This is a genomic window from Cupriavidus basilensis, from assembly GCF_029335485.1.
Lineage (GTDB): Bacteria > Pseudomonadota > Gammaproteobacteria > Burkholderiales > Burkholderiaceae > Cupriavidus > Cupriavidus basilensis_E.
This window is the reverse complement of the sequence record NZ_JARJLM010000578.1, coordinates 36,735-53,045: the sequence shown is the minus strand read 5'-3', so window position 1 is coordinate 53,045 and position 16,311 is coordinate 36,735. Positions and strand designations below refer to the sequence as shown.

The following is a 16,311-nucleotide window of genomic DNA, read 5'->3' as shown; positions in this document are numbered from 1 at the left end:
TCGGTGAAGACGTCGAGCTTGCCGGAGCGTGCGCCGTCGGTGAAGGTGTCGTGGGTGCGGAACTCGTAGCCATACTTGTCGCCGGGGAGCAGGTCCCTAGCGGTGGCGGCGCTGGCGGCATGGGCGGCGCCGATGGCGGCGAACGACAGCACGAGGGTGGAAACGAGCTTGCGGGCGAAGGTCTTGGTCATGATGTTCTCCGGTATCTGGGAAATTCGTTGAATTTCGTTGATTGTTCGTTGGATCTGCCAGAACGTTGCTTTGCTGGTTTCTCTTTGCTGTGCGCCGTTCATGTAACGAACTATAGAAGAGCCATCGGAGCCTTGGACTCGCCTTATCCGGATAGATTGTTCAGTATTTTTGAATATTGGTGCGGAGCCTGGCTCGGCGAATCGAGCCGGGCCCGCATCCGGACAACGGCTATCGAGCGGCCAGTCCGGCCAGTATCGCCCCCAGTTGCGCTTCGCCCTCCTTGCTCAACGGCTGTAGCGGCGCGCGCGGGATGCCTGCCATGAAGCCGACGAGGTTCAGTCCGGCCTTCACGGTGGTGGGCAGGCCGCCTTTGAGAATGAACTGGAGCAAGGGCAGTTGCCGGTAGAAGACCTCGCGTGCCTGTACCAGGTCGCCGCGCGTGCAGGCTTCATACAGCCGGGCCGGCCATTCGGGGATCAGATTGGGCGCGGCGGTACACCAGCCCGCCGCGCCGGCGGCGAAGGCTTCCAGCGCCAGCGGATTGCTTCCGTTGAACAAGGGAATGCCGCCGTCAGAGAGCTGTTGCAGGCGGTGCATGCGCTGGATGTCTCCCGTGCTTTCCTTGACCATGGTTACGTTATCGATCTCGCTGAACAGCTTGAAGATCAACGCCGGCGGCATATCGATGCCGCTGGTCGCGGGATTGTTGTACACCATGATCGGCAGGCCCACGGCCTGCGCGATTTCGGCGTAGTGACGGAAGATCTCGGCATCCGACAGCTTCCAGTACGCCACCGGCATGACCATCACCGCGTCCGCGCCGGCCTGTTCCGCGAACTTCGCGCGCCGCACGGCGTTGCGCGTGGTCAGGTCGGAGATGCCCACGATCACCGGGAGCCGCCTGGCAACGTGCCGGATGGATGCCTCGGCCACTGCCTCCCATTCCGCGTCGGTGAGATAGGCGCTTTCGCCGGCGCTGCCGAGCGGTGCGATGGCGTGAGAGCCGTTCGCCACGAGGCGGTCGATGAGGCGCTTCAGGGTGGGGAGGTCCACGCTGCCGTCAGCGGGATTGAACGGCGTGATGGGATACGAAACGATGCCGTGGATCTTGTGGGTCATGATTGCCTGCTTTGTCTTGTCTGGAGGGGATGGGGGGGCGGCTTGCGGCGTCACGCAATGCAGTCCTGGTGCGCTTGCCGGGCCAGGGCCTTGCGTGCGTAGTAGGAGAACGAGGCCTGGTCGCGCTTGGCGGTCGAGATCCAGTCGTGCGCCTCGCGTGCCAGCGCCACCGGAATGGCCTTGATCGTCCCCGCAGCCATGGCGAGCAGTTGCATCCTGGCCGCGCGTTCGATCAGCACGGCGAGATTGCAGGCTTCCTCGATGGTCCTGCCGGTCACCAGCTGGCCGTGATGCGCGAGCAGGATGGCCCGCTTGTCGCCGAGGGCGCGCGAGATGATCTCCCCTTCCTCGTTGCCCACCGGGACCCCCGGCCATTCCGCGAGGAAGGCGCAATCGTCGTACAGCGGGCAGGTATCCATATGCGAGACCTGCAGCGGCGCCTCCAGCATCGACAGCGCGGCCACATGCAGCGGGTGCGTATGGATGATGCAGTTCACCTCGGGGCGCGCGCGGTAGACCCAGGTATGAAAGCGGTTTGCCGGGTTGGGCATGCCTTCTCCGCTGACCAGCTTGAGGTCCTGGTCCACGTGCACCAGGTTCGAGGCCGTGATCTCGTCGAAGCCGAGGCCGAAGCGCTGCGTGTAGTACGTGTCCCCGGATTCGGCGCGGGCGGTGATCTGGCCGGCCAGGCCGGAATCGTGCCCGGCGTCGAAGAGGATCCGGCACGTCAGCGCCAGCTTCTCCCGGGTGGACCATGCCGGGGCCTGGATGGCGCCTTGCATCTGCTGGTGGGCCAGGGCGACCAGCTGCGCTTTTGAAGTCGTAAGGGTGTCGGCCATTGAAGGCTCCAAGTCGTGGGTTCAACCATGCGGTAGCGGCGCAGCGCGCCGCCACCCTTGCGGTGCCAGTGGCGGATGGCAGGTGCCTTGCCTCTGCACAGGGAGCAATCCTAGAGTTGGGCTGGACCATTTGAAACATCCAGAATTAGAATTCCTGCTGGTCCAGATCGGGAAAGGGAAAAATGCTCAGGACATGGAAGCTCGCGCTATTGCCGGCGCAATCCGGCGACGATTCGCTTCATCTGCGGATCGTCCAGTCGGTCATCGAGGAGATCCGCCGCGGCCGCCTGGAGCCGGGCATGGCGCTGCCCGGCACGCGCGTCCTCGCAGGCGATCTGGGCGTGAACCGGAAGACCGTGGTGCTCGCCTACGAAGAACTCGAAGCGCAAGGCTGGCTCGAAACCCAGGAGAAACGCGGGACCTTCGTCTCCAGGCGGCTCCCCAAGCCGGATGCGGGCAGTGCCGACGAGGCCGCCTATGCCGGCTTTGCCTCGTCCGCCGGCAGCGAGGGCGAGGACCTGCTCCGGGCCACGCTGCCCCTGGCGGGCGCCGCGGGCACCGGGCGGATCGTCATTACCGACGGGGTTCCGGATACCCGCCTGATCCCTTTCGACCTGCTATCGCGGGCGTATCGCCATGCCTTGGTGGCGTCTGCCAGGGCGAACCGTCTCGGCTATGGCGACCCGCGCGGCGAGCCCGCGCTGAGAGCGGCGATTGCCGCCATGCTCCGGCTGGAGCGCGGCCTGAACGTGCGCGAGGAGAATATCTGCGTGGTGCGCGGCAGCCAGATGGGCATCTATCTCGCCGCCCGCCTGCTGACGCGTCCCGGTGACCGCGTGGCATTCGAAACACTGAGCTATCCGCCGGCGCGCGCGGCGTTCCGCTCGTGCGGCGCAACCGTGCTCGATATCGAGCAGGATGAGCACGGCCTGATCCCGGAAGCACTTGAGCGGGTGTGCCAGGCCACGCAGCTCAAGGCGGTCTTCACCACCCCGCATCACCAGTTCCCGACCACGGTGACGATGCCGGCGGACCGGCGGCTCAAGCTGCTGGCGCTGGCCAGGAAATATGGCTTCGTCGTGGTCGAGGACGACTACGACCATGAGTTCCATTTCTCCTCCAATCCGGTGTTTCCGCTGGCGAGCATGACCGGCACCGGTCATGTGCTGCTGATCGGCTCGCTCTCCAAAGTCCTGGCGCCGGGATTGCGCCTTGGCTACATCGTTGCCTCGGCGGGGTTCGTGGCGCAATGCGCCGCGGAAATCATGCTGATCGACCGGCAAGGCAATGCGCTGACCGAGATCGCGGTCACCGAACTGATGGAGTCGGGCGAACTGAAGCGGCACATCCGGCGCGCGCTCAAGATCTACGAGCAGCGGCGCGACCTCTGCGCATCGCTGGTACGCGGAGAACTCGGCGCCGACGCCAGCTTCCAGGTACCCATTGGCGGCCTCGCGCTCTGGCTGCATCTGCACGAAGGCATCGGCATACGGCGCTTCACCGAGGCGGCCAGCGCCGAAGGCGTCGATTGCCTGCCCGGCAGCGTCTATCTGAACGGCCCGGGAAATGTGGAGGGGTTCCGGCTGGGCTATGGCAACCTGGACGAGGCCGAACTCGGCACCGCCATCCGGCGGCTTGGGGCTGCACGGCGGAAGTGCCGCGGCTGATCCGGCCAGGTGGTTCTTGGATATTCACCGGGCTGGCACCAGCGGACGATGCGGAGCAAGCGGCGCCGATCCCTTCAGGCGGGCGATCAGGATGGCGCCCAGCAGGCCGACCACGGCGAGGGCGAACATGCCGGCGCGCGGGTCGCCGAACTGGCGCTCCATCAGCGTCTTCAGGTTCGGTGCGACAAAGCCGCCGAGATTGCCCAGCGAGTTGATCAGCGCAATGCCGCTGGCGGCAGCCGCGCCGCTGAGGAAGCTGGTGGGGATGGTCCAGAACAGCGGCTGCACGGCAACGAAGCCGGCCGCCGCAAAACAGAACGCCACCACGACCGGGACGATGCTGGATGCCAACGCCGAGGCGGCAATGCCGAGCGCGGCCATGGTCAGCATGCAAACCGCAAGGCGGCGATGCTGGCCGCTGGCGTCGGCGCGGCGCGTGACCAGGCGGGTCACCACCAGGGCGCAGATCCATGGCACCGCGGTCAGCATGCCCACGGTCAGTCCGATCTTGCCGTCCAGCAAGCCGGCAATGCGCGCCGGCAGGTAGAACACCACGCCGTAGACGCTCATCTGGATCGTGAAATACGCCAGGCAGAACTGCAGCACGCGCGGATTGCGCAGGGCCCCCAGGAAGCCATGCGGGCTCTGATCGCGCTTGCGCTCGTCTTCCGCCGCCAGCGCCGCCTGCAAGGCCTGCTTTTCGTCGGGGTGGAGCCAGCGCGCCTGGGCCGGCCGGTCGACCAGATAGAAATAGGCGAGGATGCCGACCGCGGAAGCCATCAGGCCTTCCACCACGAACAGCCATTGCCAGTTGCGCAGGCCGAACACGCCGTGGAACTCAAGCAGCCAGCCTGACAGCGGGCTGCCCAGCACCAGAGCCAGCGGCAGGCCAAAGTAGAACAGGCCGAGCGCCTGGCCGCGGCTCTGCGCGGGAAACCAGTAGGTCAGGTAGAGGATGATGCCGGGAAAGAAGCCGGCTTCGGCAATGCCAAGCAGGAAGCGCAGCACATAAAAGGTGGTGGCGTCATGCGCGAACATCATCGCGGCCGATACCACGCCCCATGTCACCATGATCCGGCACAGCCAGATACGCGCACCCAGCCGGTGGAGCATCAGGTTGCTGGGGACTTCAAAACAGGCATAGCCAATGAAAAAGATGCTGGCGCCGAAGGCAAAGGCGGCATCGCTCAGCCCGGTGTCGGCCAGCAGTGCGTTCTTGGCAAAGCCGACGTTGGCGCGGTCGATAAACGCAAGGATATACATCAGGACCAGGAAGGGCAGCAGGCGTGCGCGGCTTTTCGTGATGGCGCGCGCAAGCAGGCCCTCGGCTGCATTCAGGGCAGTCATCGTTCTGTCTCCATTGTTTCTCCGCCGTGACTGCTCAGGTCAGGCGCGATTGTCGTAGGCCGGTCTGTCCGGCCCGATACCGAAAGAGGCTTGCGGAGCCCACGCGGCATGGCGTCGTCCGCATTCCCGCGTGAGCCGCGATTCTTCATGCGCGTGGCGTAAGTCCGGCGCGGCCTGGTTGCGCCATGCATGAGGGGGATGCGGGGCTTGTTGCTATCCACCCAGCCGCCACCGCCCGCGCTTACCCGATAATGTCGAACTCCCCGAAATACGCTTCGTTCAGCGTCAGCCCCAGCCCCGGCAGGTTGTCGTCGAGCTGCAGGTAGCCCTTGTCCGGCGCCGGCTCGCCCTTGAAGATGTAGTAGAACAACTCGTTGCCCACTTCCACGTCGTGCACCGGGAAGAACTCGGACATCGGCGAGGCGGTCGAGGCCATGGTGAGGTGGTAGTTGTGCATCTGGCCCGCGTGCGGGATCACCGGCACCGACCACGCCTCGGCCATGGCGTTGATCTTCTGCGCGGCGGTGATGCCGCCGACCCGGTTGGTGTCGTACTGGATCACGTCCACCGCGCGGCGCTCCAGCAGGTCCTTGAAGCCGTAGGAGGTGAATTCGTGCTCGCCGCCGGAGATGGGGAAGGGGCTCATCTTCTTCAGCTCGGCGTAGCCTTCGATGTCGTCGGCGATGACCGGCTCTTCCAGCCAGCGCGGGTTGAACTCGGCCAGGCGCGGCAGCATGCGGCGCGCGTATTCGAGCGTCCAGCCCATATAGCACTCCAGCATGATGTCGACGTTGTCGCCCACCAGTTCGCGCAGCAGGCGCACCTGCTCGATATTCTTCTGCATGCCGGCGGCGCCGTCCTTGGGGCCGTAGCCGAAGCGCATCTTCATGGCGGTGAAGCCCTGGTCGAGATAGCGCCGGGCCTCGGCCAGGAAGGCGTCGCGGTCGTCGTTGTTATAGAGCTTGGAGGCGTAGCACCAGATCTTCTCCTTGGTGCGGCCGCCCAGCAGCTTGAACACCGGCTTGCCCACCGCCTTGCCCATCAGGTCCCACAGCGCGATGTCCACCGCCGAGATGGCGGCCATGCCGATGCCCTTGCGGCCCCAGGCATGGGTGCGGCGGTACATCTTCTGCCACAGGTATTCGTTGTCGAACGGGTCCTGGCCGATCACGATGGGGGCCAGGTACTGGTCCACGATCTCCTTGGCCACGCGCGGCGCGAGCGCGCAGTTGCCGATGCCGACCAGGCCGGTATCGGTCTGCACTTCCACCACCAGCCAGCCGTGGAAGCGGAAGGAGCCCATGGCGTCGCCCCGCTCGAACAGGATGTCGGTGGCGTTGGTGCAGAAGTGTGCCTGCGGGGGCACGGTCTTGCCCTTCCATTCGAAGACGCGGGCGCGGACGTTGGTGATTTTCAAGGTGTTCTCCGTCAATGATCGGGGTTGGCCTGGCGGCAAGCGCGTGCCGGGGCAGTGGGGCGCGCTTGCGGAAAAGAGAGAGGCAAAGCAGCGTGGTGTCAGTCGAGTTTCACGCCCAGCTCGCCGATGAGCTTGCCGTAGCGGGCAAACTCCGCGCGGGAGAAGGCATCGAACTGGGCTGAGCCGAGCGTGCCGGGCAGCGCGCCCACGTCGTTGAGGCGCCGCACGGTGTCGGGGTCCTTGAGGACAGTGGCCAGCGCCGCGCTCAGCTTCTGCAGCGTGGCGGGCGGCGTGCCGCCGGGCGCATAGACACCGTACCAGGCGTTCATCTGGATGCCCGGCACGCCGGCTTCGGCCAGCGTGGGCACATCGGGCAGCAGCGCCGAGCGCCGGTCGGCGGTGACCGCCAGCGCGCGCAGCTTGCCGGACTTGATGAAGTTGATCACCGAAGGCATGGTCTCGAAGCTCATGTCGACCTGCCCGCCCATCAGGTCCACCAGCGCGCTGCTGCTGCTCTTGTACGGCACGTGCAGCAGCTTGCCGTGGATCTGGTGCGCAAAGGCCGCGCCGGCCAGGTGCTGGGTGCTGCCGACGCCGGAGGAGCTGTAGCGGAATTTGTCCGGGTTGGCCTGGATCTGCGCCACCAGCGCTTTCACGTCGCGCGCCGGCACCTGGTTGTTGACCACCAGCACATTGGGCACCGTTGCGACCAAGGCCACCGGGGCCAGGTCCTTGAGCGGATTGAACTGCAGCTTGAGCAGGTGCGGCGCGATGGCCTGCGAGGTGACCACGCCCATCAGCAGCGTGTTGCCGTCCGGCACCGCCTTGGCGGTGATGTCGGCGGCGATGGTGTTGGAGGCGCCCGGGCGGTTGTCCACCACGACCGCTTGCTTGAGGATGGCGGCCAGCTTCTCGGAGACGATGCGGGCCATCACGTCGGTGCCGCCGCCGGGGGCCGCGCCCACCATCAGCCGCACCGGGCGGGTGTCCTGCGCCTGGGCGCCGGGGGCGGCGGCGAATCCCATCAGGCCGGCGATCGCACCGGTCAGCCATCTTTTCATCGTTGTCTCCCACGTTGTTGTTGGCCTGCGCCGAAGCGCGGTCAGCCAGACTATAGGGTCGGGAGCGATATGTGACTACTGACGTTTTTTGAATGGGTGATTACTTGCAGGAATACTTTGGCGGATGCCCGGGGGCACCCGTCCAGCCAGTTGCCGGGCTGGCCTACCCCGCGGCGGCGCCCGCGCGCAGCAAGCGGATCAATTCGCCGGCGGCGGCGGAGAGCGTGCCCCCGCGCCGGGTCACGATGCCGAAGGTCTGCTGCCTGGACTGCATCCGGACCGGCAAGATCCGCAGCATCCTTTGCCGGGCGAACAGCGCCGCCACGCTGGTCGGCAACAGGGAAACCAGCTTTGCGCTGCGCTGCAGCATGGCGGCGGTGACAAAGGTGGAGGAGGTCGTGATCGCATTGGGCGGCATGCCGAGGCCGGCCATGTCCAGTTCGCGCTGCAGCAGGGCGTGCATGGGCATCTGTCCGGGATAGACGATCCAGCGATAGCCGGCGAGGTCGGCAAACGTCATCTCCCTGGCACGGGGCGCGGCGTGGGCGTGGCCGACCACCACCGAGACCGGCTCGTCCCCGAGCGCCTCGTACTGGTACCTGGCCGGCTGGTCGCTGACCAAGGCGCGGCCGATGGCCAGGTCCAGGCGTCCGTCGTCCAGCAGCGCGAGCATGCGCAGGCTGGTGTCCTCGACGATCTCGATGGACAGGTTGGGTTGGGCTGTCTGCATGGCTTCCAGCGCCGGCACCAGCACTTCCGGCACCGCGCCCATGATGGAGCCGATCGCCAGGTGGCCGCCCTGGCCGGAGCGTATCTCGGCCATGTCCTGGCAGAGCGCGGTCAGGTCGGTCGCCATCAGGCGCGCATAGCGGATCACGCAGTGGCCGAAGGGGTTGGGGCGCATGCCGGTCTTGGAACGCGCGAACAGCGGCGCATCCAGCATGGATTCCAGTTCCTGCAGCGACTTGCTGGCGGCGGACTGCGTCATGGCCATGGCCGATGCGGCCTGGTGCAGGGATTTATGGTCGTCCAGCGCGATCAGCAACTGCAGCTGCTTCATGCGCAGGCGCGACATCAGGACGTCCAGCGTGGCTTTCATGCGTACTCGCGGGAGGTGGGGGGGATAGGGTGGTGAGTCGCAAAAGCGATCACGCGATGGAAAGGTTTCAATATACATCGCTGCGGGGCGCACCGTATATTGGGTGCCTCGCAGCAAGGCTGCCCCGCCGGAACAATAAGGAGACCATGACCATGCACAGCACCCAGCCCGTCCATCGCGGCGTATTCCCGGTGGCCCCCACCATCTTCGACGAGCAGGGCGGCCTCGATCTCGACGGGCAGCGCCGCTGCATCGACTTCATGATCGACGCCGGTTCCAACGGCATCTGCATCCTGGCCAATTTCTCGGAGCAGTTCGTGCTTGCCGACGACGAGCGCAGCCTGCTGATGAAGACCGTGCTGGACCACGTGGCGGGCCGCGTGCCGGTGATCGTCACCACCACGCATTTCAGCTCGCGCATCTGCGCCGAACGCAGCCGCGCCGCGCAGGATGCCGGCGCCGCCATGGTGATGGTGATGCCGCCGTATCACGGCGCCACCATCCGCGTGCCGGAGCGCGGCATCTACGATTTCTTCGCCGCTGTGTCGAACGCCATCGATATTCCCATCATGATCCAGGACGCCCCGGTCAGCGGCACCGCGCTGTCGGCCCCGTTCCTGGCCCGCATGGCGAAGGAGATCGCCAACGTCTCCTACTTCAAGATCGAAGTGCCGCAATCGGCGGCCAAGCTGCGCGAGCTGATCGAACTCGGCGGCGACGCCATCGTGGGCCCGTGGGACGGGGAAGAGGCCATCACGCTGATGGCCGACCTGGATGCCGGCGCCACCGGCGCCATGACAGGCGCTGGCTTTCCGGACGGTATCCGCAGGATCGTGGATGCCTACCAGGCAGGCGATACGGAACTGGCTGCGCAGCACTACCAGCAATGGCTGCCGCTGATCAACCATGAAAACCGCCAGGGCTGGCTGGCCACCAGCAAGGTGCTGATGAAGGAAGGCGGCGTGATCGCCTCCGACGCGGTGCGCCATCCCTTGCAGCCGATGCATCCCGCCACGCGCGCCGGCCTGCTGCAGATCGCGCGCAGGCTGGATCCGCTGGTGCTGCGCTGGGGCAGGTAAACCCCTGGCGGGCAACGCATTATCGGCGGCGCGGCATCGGCGCCGCCTTTTCATTCCAAGGATCCAATATGAAGATTTCAGGCGAACAGCTGATTGGCCGCCAGTCCGTGCGCGGCACCCATGGCGTGATCCGGGCCGTCGATCCGGCCACGGGGGAAACGCTGGAACCCGCCTTCGGCGGGGCCGCGCCGGAGCAACTGGAGCAGGCCTGCGCGCTGGCGGGCCAGGCCTTCGATGTCTACCGCGACACCCCGCTCGAACAACGAGCCCTCTTCCTGGAAACGATCGCCGCCAATATCCTGGCGCTTGGCGATGCGCTGATCGAACGCTGCGTCAGCGAGAGCGGGCTACCGCGCGCGCGCATCGAAGGCGAGCGCGGGCGCACCGTGGGCCAGCTCCGCTTGTTTGCCGCCGTGGTGCGCCAGGGCGATTTCCTGGACCTGCGCATCGATCCCGCGCAGCCCGAACGCAAACCGCTGCCGCGCGCGGACCTGCGCCTGCGCAATATCGCGCTGGGCCCGGTCGCCGTCTTCGGCGCCAGCAATTTCCCGCTGGCGTTCTCGGTGGCGGGTGGCGACACGGCATCGGCGCTGGCGGCGGGCTGCCCGGTCATCGCCAAGGCGCACCCGGCGCATCCCGGCACGTCCGAGCTGGTTGGCCGCGCTATCCAGAAAGCGGTCAGCGACCTGGGTTTGCCCGAGGGCACATTCTCGCTGCTGTTCGATGCCGGCCTGCAGATCGGCCAGGGCCTGGTCACCGATCACCGCATCAAGGCCGTGGGCTTCACCGGCTCGCGCGCCGGCGGCACGGCGCTGATGAAGCTGGCCGCGGCCCGCGGCGAGCCGATTCCCGTCTATGCGGAGATGAGCAGCATCAACCCCGTGCTGCTGTTCCCGCATGCGCTGGGCAGCCGTGCCGACGCGATCGGCCAGGCGTTCGCCGCATCGCTGATGCTCGGCGCGGGCCAGTTCTGCACCAACCCCGGCCTGGTGCTCGCGGTGGATGGTCCCGGCCTGGACCGCTTCCTCGAAGCGGCCGGCGCGGCCATTGCGCGGGCCCCGGCATCGACCATGCTGACCCCGGGCATTCACCGTGCCTATGGCGCGGGCGTCGATGCGCTCGCCTGCCATCCGCAGGTCAGCACCCTGGCGCGCGGCCAGGCTGGCGCGCCATACCAGGGGCAGGCGGGGCTGTTTTCGACCAGTGCCGAGGCCTTCCTGGAGAACGAAGCGCTGCGCGCCGAGATTTTCGGCGCGGCGTCGCTGGTGGTCCGTTGCCCCGACCTGGCCAGCATGCGCCGCGTGGTGGAGGCGCTCGAAGGCCAGCTTACCGCGGCTATCCATATCGACGAAGCCGACTACGAGGCCGCGCGCGCTTTCCTGCCCGCGCTGGAGCGCCGCGTAGGCCGGATCCTCGTCAATGGCTTCGGCACGGGGGTGGAGGTAAGCCATGCGATGGTGCATGGCGGGCCGTATCCGTCGACCTCGGACGGCCGTTCCACTTCGGTCGGAACGCTTGCGATCGCACGTTTCCTGCGGCCCGTCTGCTATCAGGACATGCCTGCGGCGCTGCTGCCGCAAGCGCTGCAGCCGGGCAATCCGCTCGGCCTGGCGTTGCGGGTCGACGGCGAGGCGCAGCCAGGGCGCTAGCCGCCGGCTGCTGGCGATACCGGCGGCCGTTTCGACCTGCATTGTCCTCGCCAGGACGGCAGGCGTCCAAGCACATACGGGCAGGGGGCGCAACGGCTGCTCCCTGTCTGGCGCCGTCAGATGCAACACCTCGCGATCCGCTGGCATGTGCAATTGCGCTTCGACACCGGCCCGCTTTGCCGCAAGCGCGAGCGCGGCGCGGGCCGGGCAGATTCGGCAACGCTGCGCACGCAGGCGACACCCGCCGTGTGCGCGTGACAGCGCCCCAATGCGTTGTCGAGCCGGCGGCCTGCCTCCCATCCCGATGCGTACGCAAGCAAACAGACCGGGTTTGGGTGCAGCACGACCATGGTCTCCATCAACGGTCCGGCATGCCCGACGGAGACCCCACTCATGTCAACGGTCTGCGCATTTGTTGCGGCGCGGCAAGCCGCCCTGCAACACCTATATCGCTTCTCCGATGCGGGTATTGTCGCGGGCTGCGGCGTGGCGGCAGCCGAGCTGATATTTCCGCAAGGCATGAGCGGTGCCGCTCCCGTGCATGGCTTCATCACTGCCTTGTGCACCGTAACCACCTTGCTGGTATTTCCCGCCTGTGGGCTATACAAGTCCTGGCGCGGCCGCAGCCGGGCCGCACAGTTGCTGCGCACGCTGGCAGCCTGGGGAGCAGTCTGTTTCCTCGGCGTGGCCGCGGCTTACTTGTTGCACCAGTCGGCTGCGCTTTCCCGCCTCTGGTACATGAGCTGGCTGCTGAGCGTGGCGGTAGCGTTGCCAGCGTCGAGAATCGCGCTTTACTGCATGCTGGACAGCGCGCGCAAAGCGGGTATCAACGCCAAGCGGGTGGTCATCCTGGGCTATGGCTCGCTCGGTGACGAGATGTACCAACGCGTGCGGAGCAATCGTGGCGCTGGCTACAACGTGGTCGGCATCTACGACGAAGGCACGCGGCCGGTGCCCGCCGGCGTGATGCGCCTTGAGTCGCTGGAGCACGTCTGTGCCTTCGTACGCAGCAACGGTGTGCATGAAATCTGGCTGACGCTGCCGATGGCAGCCTGCCGCGATCTCTATAGCGTGGTGTCACACTTCCGCAATGATCTGATCGATATCCGCTGGGTACCCGACATCATGTCGGTCGAATTGCTCGGCCACCGCTTTGGCGAGTTCCTCGGCCTGCCGGTCATCGATCTCAACAGTCCCACGATGTCAGGCATTACCGGTGTACTCAAGGCCAGTTTCGATCGCGTATTCGCCGTCGTCGCGCTGATCGGCCTGGCGCCGCTGCTACTGGTGCTGGCGGCGCTGGTCAAGCTCTCGTCCCGGGGGCCCGTGCTGTCGCGCCAGGCTCACCTGGGCATGGACGGACAGCCCTTCCGCCTCTACGGATTCCGCACCATGGAGCAGCGCAAGGAGGCAAGCGGCATCACCCGGGTCGTGCGCGGAGATGCGCGCGTGACAAGCGTGGGGGGCTTCATGCGCCGTACCGGGCTTGACAAGCTGCCACAGCTCTTCAATGTGCTGCGTGGCGATATGTCGGTGGTGGGCCCGCGTCCGCATGCCATCGAGCATGCCGAACTCTACAAGGGAATCGTCGATCGCTACATGCTGTGCCATCGCGTCAGGCCCGGCATAACCGGCTGGGAGCAGATCAACAGCCTGGGCGGCCAGACCGACGCCATGGAAACCATGCGCAGGCGCGTTGAGTTCGACATCTTCTATATCCGCAACTGGTCGTTCCGTCTGGATCTGCACATCATCCTGCACAGCCTGCTGCACTGATGGTCCGGCAGCTGCCGGCATGCCATGCGCAGCCAAGTCCTGGTGATTGCTGCACTGCAACCCGCTCCCGCGCGGCCTTCATTCCTACCGAAGGATGAGCAGGGATCATCCGTGTGTCCACTGTTGGGTTGACCATATGTAGATTTAAATAAGAGCAAAGATAGATGCCGTGCGAGCCAGGTCCACAGTAGAGGCGGCCGGCGCGGACCCCGCGAGAGACGGGCCGGCGTTGAATCACGTGTTTTTTTGATGGGCCGGGGGGGAGAAAGATGTTCAATCAGCGACCGGATCCGCATGTCAACCCTGTGTTGTCGGCATTGCCGCGCAAGGGTTGGGAGCCGATGCCGGAACCCTCCCATGCCAGTGCGCATGCGCGCCGATTCCGGGCTGCGCATCGTTCATGTCGTTTTCCGCGCCACTGCCGCCGTCCGTATGTTTCCCCTGCCGAAAGACGGCAGCGCCGCCGGGATCGCCTCTGCGGCCATGAGGGGAATGAGGACGCAATCCAGCGAATGCTACAAGCTCATCAAGCGCGAGTCCGGCCGCTTGCCATCGGCGATCGGCTGGGCTGCGCATCGGCGCACCAGGAGAGCATGCCGATCGCCGGACCCATATCCCCAACTGGAACGCCGCCTTTGACGCCCTTGCCCGGTCCGGCGCGGCACCTGCCGTGTTGGGCTTGCATCGGAAACGAGAGGCCCCGAGCGTGAAAGGGAGTGAAAATGACATCAAGAACTCGAACCAGGCAATCCCCGGGCCGCATCTGGTGCAAAGCCGGGATATGCGCGTGCCTGCTCGCGGCCGGCTCGGCGGCACACGCGCAATTGCCGCCTGATCCGAACACCGGCCTGATCATCCCGCCAGGGCCGCAAGTGTCGGCTCCGCAAGCCCCCGCGCCCGATGCAAGCAGAGCGCCTGACGCCGGTATCTATCTCATTTCTCCCGGCGATGAACTCTCGGTGCGCTTCGACTTCGTGCCCGAATTCAATACGGTCGCGACAGTTCGTCCGGACGGTCACATCGACCTGCCTCTGATCGGCTCGCAGCTGGCGGCGGGCCGCACCGCCGACGACCTCGCCAGGCAACTGAAGGCGGCGTATTCGGCAAAGCTGCGGCGTCCGGATCTTGCGATCAACATCGTCAAGGGCTTTGGCAGCCAGCAGGTCTTCGTGGGCGGCGAGGTACTGCATCCCGGCGTTCAGCCGCTGTCGCCTTCGCTCACCGCGTTGCAGGCGATTCTGGTTGCGCAGGGCTTCAAGGAGACGGCGGACGCCAGCAAGGTTTCGATCCTGCGCCGCGCCCCCGACGGAAACGCGCAAATGCTGAGTGTCGACGCCGCGGCCGTGATGGATGGCAAAGCGCAGTCGAAGGATGTCACCTTGCAGCCGTTCGATGTCGTCATCGTGCAGCGCTCCGCGGTGGCGAACCTGAACCTGTGGATCGATCAATACATCCGTCGCAACATTCCGTTCAATACCGCGTTTTCCTACGTGATCAACCATAACATGGTGGGGAACTGAGCCATGCGCGCGTTCGATGAAACCGACCCGTCCTCACTCGGCAGTACATTGGAGGCACGGGCAACCCTGCGTGAAGTGGCCGCGGCACTGAAGCGGGATCGGAAGTGGATCCTGCGAGCATTCGCGCTGCCGATGCTGCTCTTCACTATTCTCTCCTTCATTCCGAAGCCGCTCTTCCAGTCGACATCGTCGCTGCTGGTGAGGTTCGGGCGGGAGTATGTCTACAATCCGGACAACCGGGACGGCAACGCTCAGCCGATGTCGTTCGATCGCGATCAGACGCTGCATGCCGAAGTCCAGATCCTGCAAAGCCGAGACGTGATCGATCGCGCGTTGGGCGAAGTCGGCATCGACAAGGTGTACCCCTCGATTGCGAACGAGTTGAAGGATTCGCCCGCGAAGCGGATGGCCGTTGCGGCTGAACGGGTAAACAAGCAGCTCAAGGCGGAGCTTCTCAAGGATAGCAACGTCATTCAGGTGACGTTCGGGCACCCGGACCCGGATATCGCCGCTCAGGTCGTGAACCATATCGTGGCCGCTTATCTCGACAGGCGCAGGACCATATTCGCGAGTCCGCGCGGCGCCTTCCTGGAAGGACAGGTCGAAAAGTACCAGCAGCGCCTTGCCAAAGCCGATGGCGACCTCTCGCAGTTCCGGCGTGAGCACAACGTGGTGTCGTTCGATCATGAGCTGACGCTGCTGCTCAACGAGCGCAATGTCATGGAGCTCAAGCTCGCCGAGGCCGTCCAGGACGCGGATTCCGGTGTGAACCGGGTGCAGACCTTGAGTAGAAGCCTTGCGGCCGTTCCTGGCGACATCCAGCTTCTGCGGGAGACTTCGCCCGTCGGGGCGGTCGACGCCGCGAAGCAAAAGCTGCTCGAGCTGCGGCTCAAGGAGCGCGACCTGACGAGCAGGTTTTTCGACGACAACCCTCTTGTTGTCGATGTGCGCAAGGATATCGACAAGGCCGAGACCTTCATTCGCCAGCAGGAAGCCCAGCCACGCAGTGTCGTGCGCACCGGGCGCAATCCGGTGCGCGATGCGGTCGAAACCGATCTGATCCGCGCCCGCACCGAGGCCGGCTCGGCAGCGGCGCGCCGAGCGACGCTGCTGGATCAACGAACCGCGATTACGCGACGGATCGCGGAGTTGTCGGCACTGCAATCGCGCGTCGAGGGCCTGAATCGCGAGCGCAAGCTGGTCGAAGACGGCTACATGGAAAACGTGCGCAAGCTGCAGGATGCCCGCCTGATGGATGAACGCGATCAGAAAGCGCAGGCCAACGTGAGCATTATCCAGAGCGGACTTCGTCCGGTTACCGCCAAGTCCTATCAGTTGGTGATCTTCGGCGTCGGCCTGGTGCTAAGCCTGTGCTGCGCGCTGACGGCTGCCTTTGCGCTCGCGCTGATGCGGCCGACCTTCCTTTCGCGGGAAGCTGTCGAGCGCTCGCTCGGCGTACCCGTGCTCGCCGATATTCCCGCTGTGCATTGACCGGATCTTCACGGCAGCGAACGCGGTTCGATCCGGGATGAGGCCAGGAGATCTT

14 protein-coding genes and 1 pseudogene are annotated in these 16,311 nt (G+C 65.7%); 8 read left to right on the top strand and 7 right to left on the bottom strand.

What is annotated here, in order from left to right:
* The 3 genes and pseudogenes from P3W85_RS36220 to P3W85_RS36210 form a co-directional block, all read right to left on the bottom strand.
* Positions 1–191 (bottom strand): annotated as a pseudogene (locus P3W85_RS36220) (hypothetical protein); the annotation flags it as partial.
* Between the two features lie 229 nt (positions 192–420).
* Positions 421–1,311 (bottom strand): dihydrodipicolinate synthase family protein, encoded by an 891-nt coding sequence (locus P3W85_RS36215; RefSeq protein ID WP_276268313.1) that lies wholly within the window; start codon positions 1,309–1,311, stop codon positions 421–423.
* Between the two features lie 50 nt (positions 1,312–1,361).
* Positions 1,362–2,150, bottom strand: coding sequence for an aldolase (locus P3W85_RS36210; protein ID WP_017227260.1), 789 nt, complete (start codon positions 2,148–2,150; stop codon positions 1,362–1,364).
* Positions 2,151–2,332: 182 nt separating this feature from the next.
* On the opposite strand from P3W85_RS36210, the gene P3W85_RS36205 reads away from it, so the two are divergent.
* A complete protein-coding gene (locus P3W85_RS36205) occupies positions 2,333–3,817 on the top strand; it encodes a PLP-dependent aminotransferase family protein (protein WP_276268312.1) in 1,485 nt (494 codons plus the stop codon).
* Between the two features lie 24 nt (positions 3,818–3,841).
* On the opposite strand, the gene P3W85_RS36200 is transcribed toward P3W85_RS36205, so the two are convergent.
* The 4 genes from P3W85_RS36200 to P3W85_RS36185 form a co-directional block, all read right to left on the bottom strand.
* Positions 3,842–5,164, bottom strand: a complete 1,323-nt coding sequence (locus P3W85_RS36200; protein ID WP_276268311.1) for an MFS transporter — start codon at positions 5,162–5,164, stop codon at positions 3,842–3,844.
* A 241-nt stretch (positions 5,165–5,405) separates the two neighbouring features.
* Positions 5,406–6,581 carry an L-rhamnonate dehydratase gene (locus tag P3W85_RS36195; RefSeq protein WP_017227263.1) on the bottom strand — a complete coding sequence of 392 codons (1,176 nt, stop codon included), beginning with the start codon at positions 6,579–6,581 and terminating at the stop codon, positions 5,406–5,408.
* Positions 6,582–6,679: 98 nt separating this feature from the next.
* On the bottom strand, positions 6,680–7,642 hold the full coding sequence (locus P3W85_RS36190) for a Bug family tripartite tricarboxylate transporter substrate binding protein (RefSeq protein ID WP_276268310.1): 963 nt from the start codon (positions 7,640–7,642) through the stop codon (positions 6,680–6,682).
* A gap of 163 nt (positions 7,643–7,805) precedes the next feature.
* The gene (locus P3W85_RS36185; protein ID WP_276268309.1) at positions 7,806–8,741 is read right to left on the bottom strand and encodes a LysR family transcriptional regulator; all 936 of its coding nucleotides are present in this window, start codon (positions 8,739–8,741) and stop codon (positions 7,806–7,808) included.
* Between the two features lie 146 nt (positions 8,742–8,887).
* Between P3W85_RS36185 and P3W85_RS36180 the strand changes: the two genes are divergently transcribed.
* The 7 genes from P3W85_RS36180 (at position 8,888) to P3W85_RS36150 (ending at position 16,256) form a co-directional block, all read left to right on the top strand.
* Positions 8,888–9,820: a dihydrodipicolinate synthase family protein gene (locus P3W85_RS36180; protein WP_017229197.1), complete on the top strand. Its 933-nt coding sequence runs from the start codon at positions 8,888–8,890 to the stop codon at positions 9,818–9,820.
* A gap of 68 nt (positions 9,821–9,888) precedes the next feature.
* Positions 9,889–11,469 (top strand): aldehyde dehydrogenase (NADP(+)), encoded by a 1,581-nt coding sequence (locus tag P3W85_RS36175; RefSeq protein ID WP_276268308.1) that lies wholly within the window; start codon positions 9,889–9,891, stop codon positions 11,467–11,469.
* A 120-nt stretch (positions 11,470–11,589) separates the two neighbouring features.
* Positions 11,590–11,727 carry a hypothetical protein gene (locus P3W85_RS36170; protein WP_017229198.1) on the top strand — a complete coding sequence of 46 codons (138 nt, stop codon included), beginning with the start codon at positions 11,590–11,592 and terminating at the stop codon, positions 11,725–11,727.
* A 135-nt stretch (positions 11,728–11,862) separates the two neighbouring features.
* A complete protein-coding gene (locus P3W85_RS36165) occupies positions 11,863–13,245 on the top strand; it encodes an undecaprenyl-phosphate glucose phosphotransferase (protein WP_017229199.1) in 1,383 nt (460 codons plus the stop codon).
* 357 nt (positions 13,246–13,602) lie between these two features.
* Positions 13,603–13,884, top strand: coding sequence for a hypothetical protein (locus P3W85_RS36160; protein WP_017229200.1), 282 nt, complete (start codon positions 13,603–13,605; stop codon positions 13,882–13,884).
* Positions 13,885–14,069: 185 nt separating this feature from the next.
* A complete protein-coding gene (locus P3W85_RS36155) occupies positions 14,070–14,765 on the top strand; it encodes a polysaccharide biosynthesis/export family protein (protein WP_276268307.1) in 696 nt (231 codons plus the stop codon).
* A gap of 3 nt (positions 14,766–14,768) precedes the next feature.
* Positions 14,769–16,256, top strand: coding sequence for a GumC family protein (locus P3W85_RS36150; RefSeq protein ID WP_276268306.1), 1,488 nt, complete (start codon positions 14,769–14,771; stop codon positions 16,254–16,256).
* Positions 16,257–16,311 lie beyond the last annotated feature (55 nt).

Coding starts and splice junctions, on each gene's coding strand:
- P3W85_RS36165 (WP_017229199.1), top strand. CDS start 11,863: ATGTCAACGGTCTGCGCATTTGTTGCGGCGCGGCAAGCCGCCCTGCAA.
- P3W85_RS36215 (WP_276268313.1), bottom strand. CDS start 1,311: ATGACCCACAAGATCCACGGCATCGTTTCGTATCCCATCACGCCGTTC.
- P3W85_RS36175 (WP_276268308.1), top strand. CDS start 9,889: ATGAAGATTTCAGGCGAACAGCTGATTGGCCGCCAGTCCGTGCGCGGC.
- P3W85_RS36150 (WP_276268306.1), top strand. CDS start 14,769: ATGCGCGCGTTCGATGAAACCGACCCGTCCTCACTCGGCAGTACATTG.
- P3W85_RS36200 (WP_276268311.1), bottom strand. CDS start 5,164: ATGACTGCCCTGAATGCAGCCGAGGGCCTGCTTGCGCGCGCCATCACG.
- P3W85_RS36205 (WP_276268312.1), top strand. CDS start 2,333: ATGCTCAGGACATGGAAGCTCGCGCTATTGCCGGCGCAATCCGGCGAC.
- P3W85_RS36180 (WP_017229197.1), top strand. CDS start 8,888: ATGACCATGCACAGCACCCAGCCCGTCCATCGCGGCGTATTCCCGGTG.
- P3W85_RS36160 (WP_017229200.1), top strand. CDS start 13,603: ATGCCAGTGCGCATGCGCGCCGATTCCGGGCTGCGCATCGTTCATGTC.
- P3W85_RS36190 (WP_276268310.1), bottom strand. CDS start 7,642: ATGAAAAGATGGCTGACCGGTGCGATCGCCGGCCTGATGGGATTCGCC.
- P3W85_RS36170 (WP_017229198.1), top strand. CDS start 11,590: ATGCAACACCTCGCGATCCGCTGGCATGTGCAATTGCGCTTCGACACC.
- P3W85_RS36210 (WP_017227260.1), bottom strand. CDS start 2,150: ATGGCCGACACCCTTACGACTTCAAAAGCGCAGCTGGTCGCCCTGGCC.
- P3W85_RS36185 (WP_276268309.1), bottom strand. CDS start 8,741: ATGAAAGCCACGCTGGACGTCCTGATGTCGCGCCTGCGCATGAAGCAG.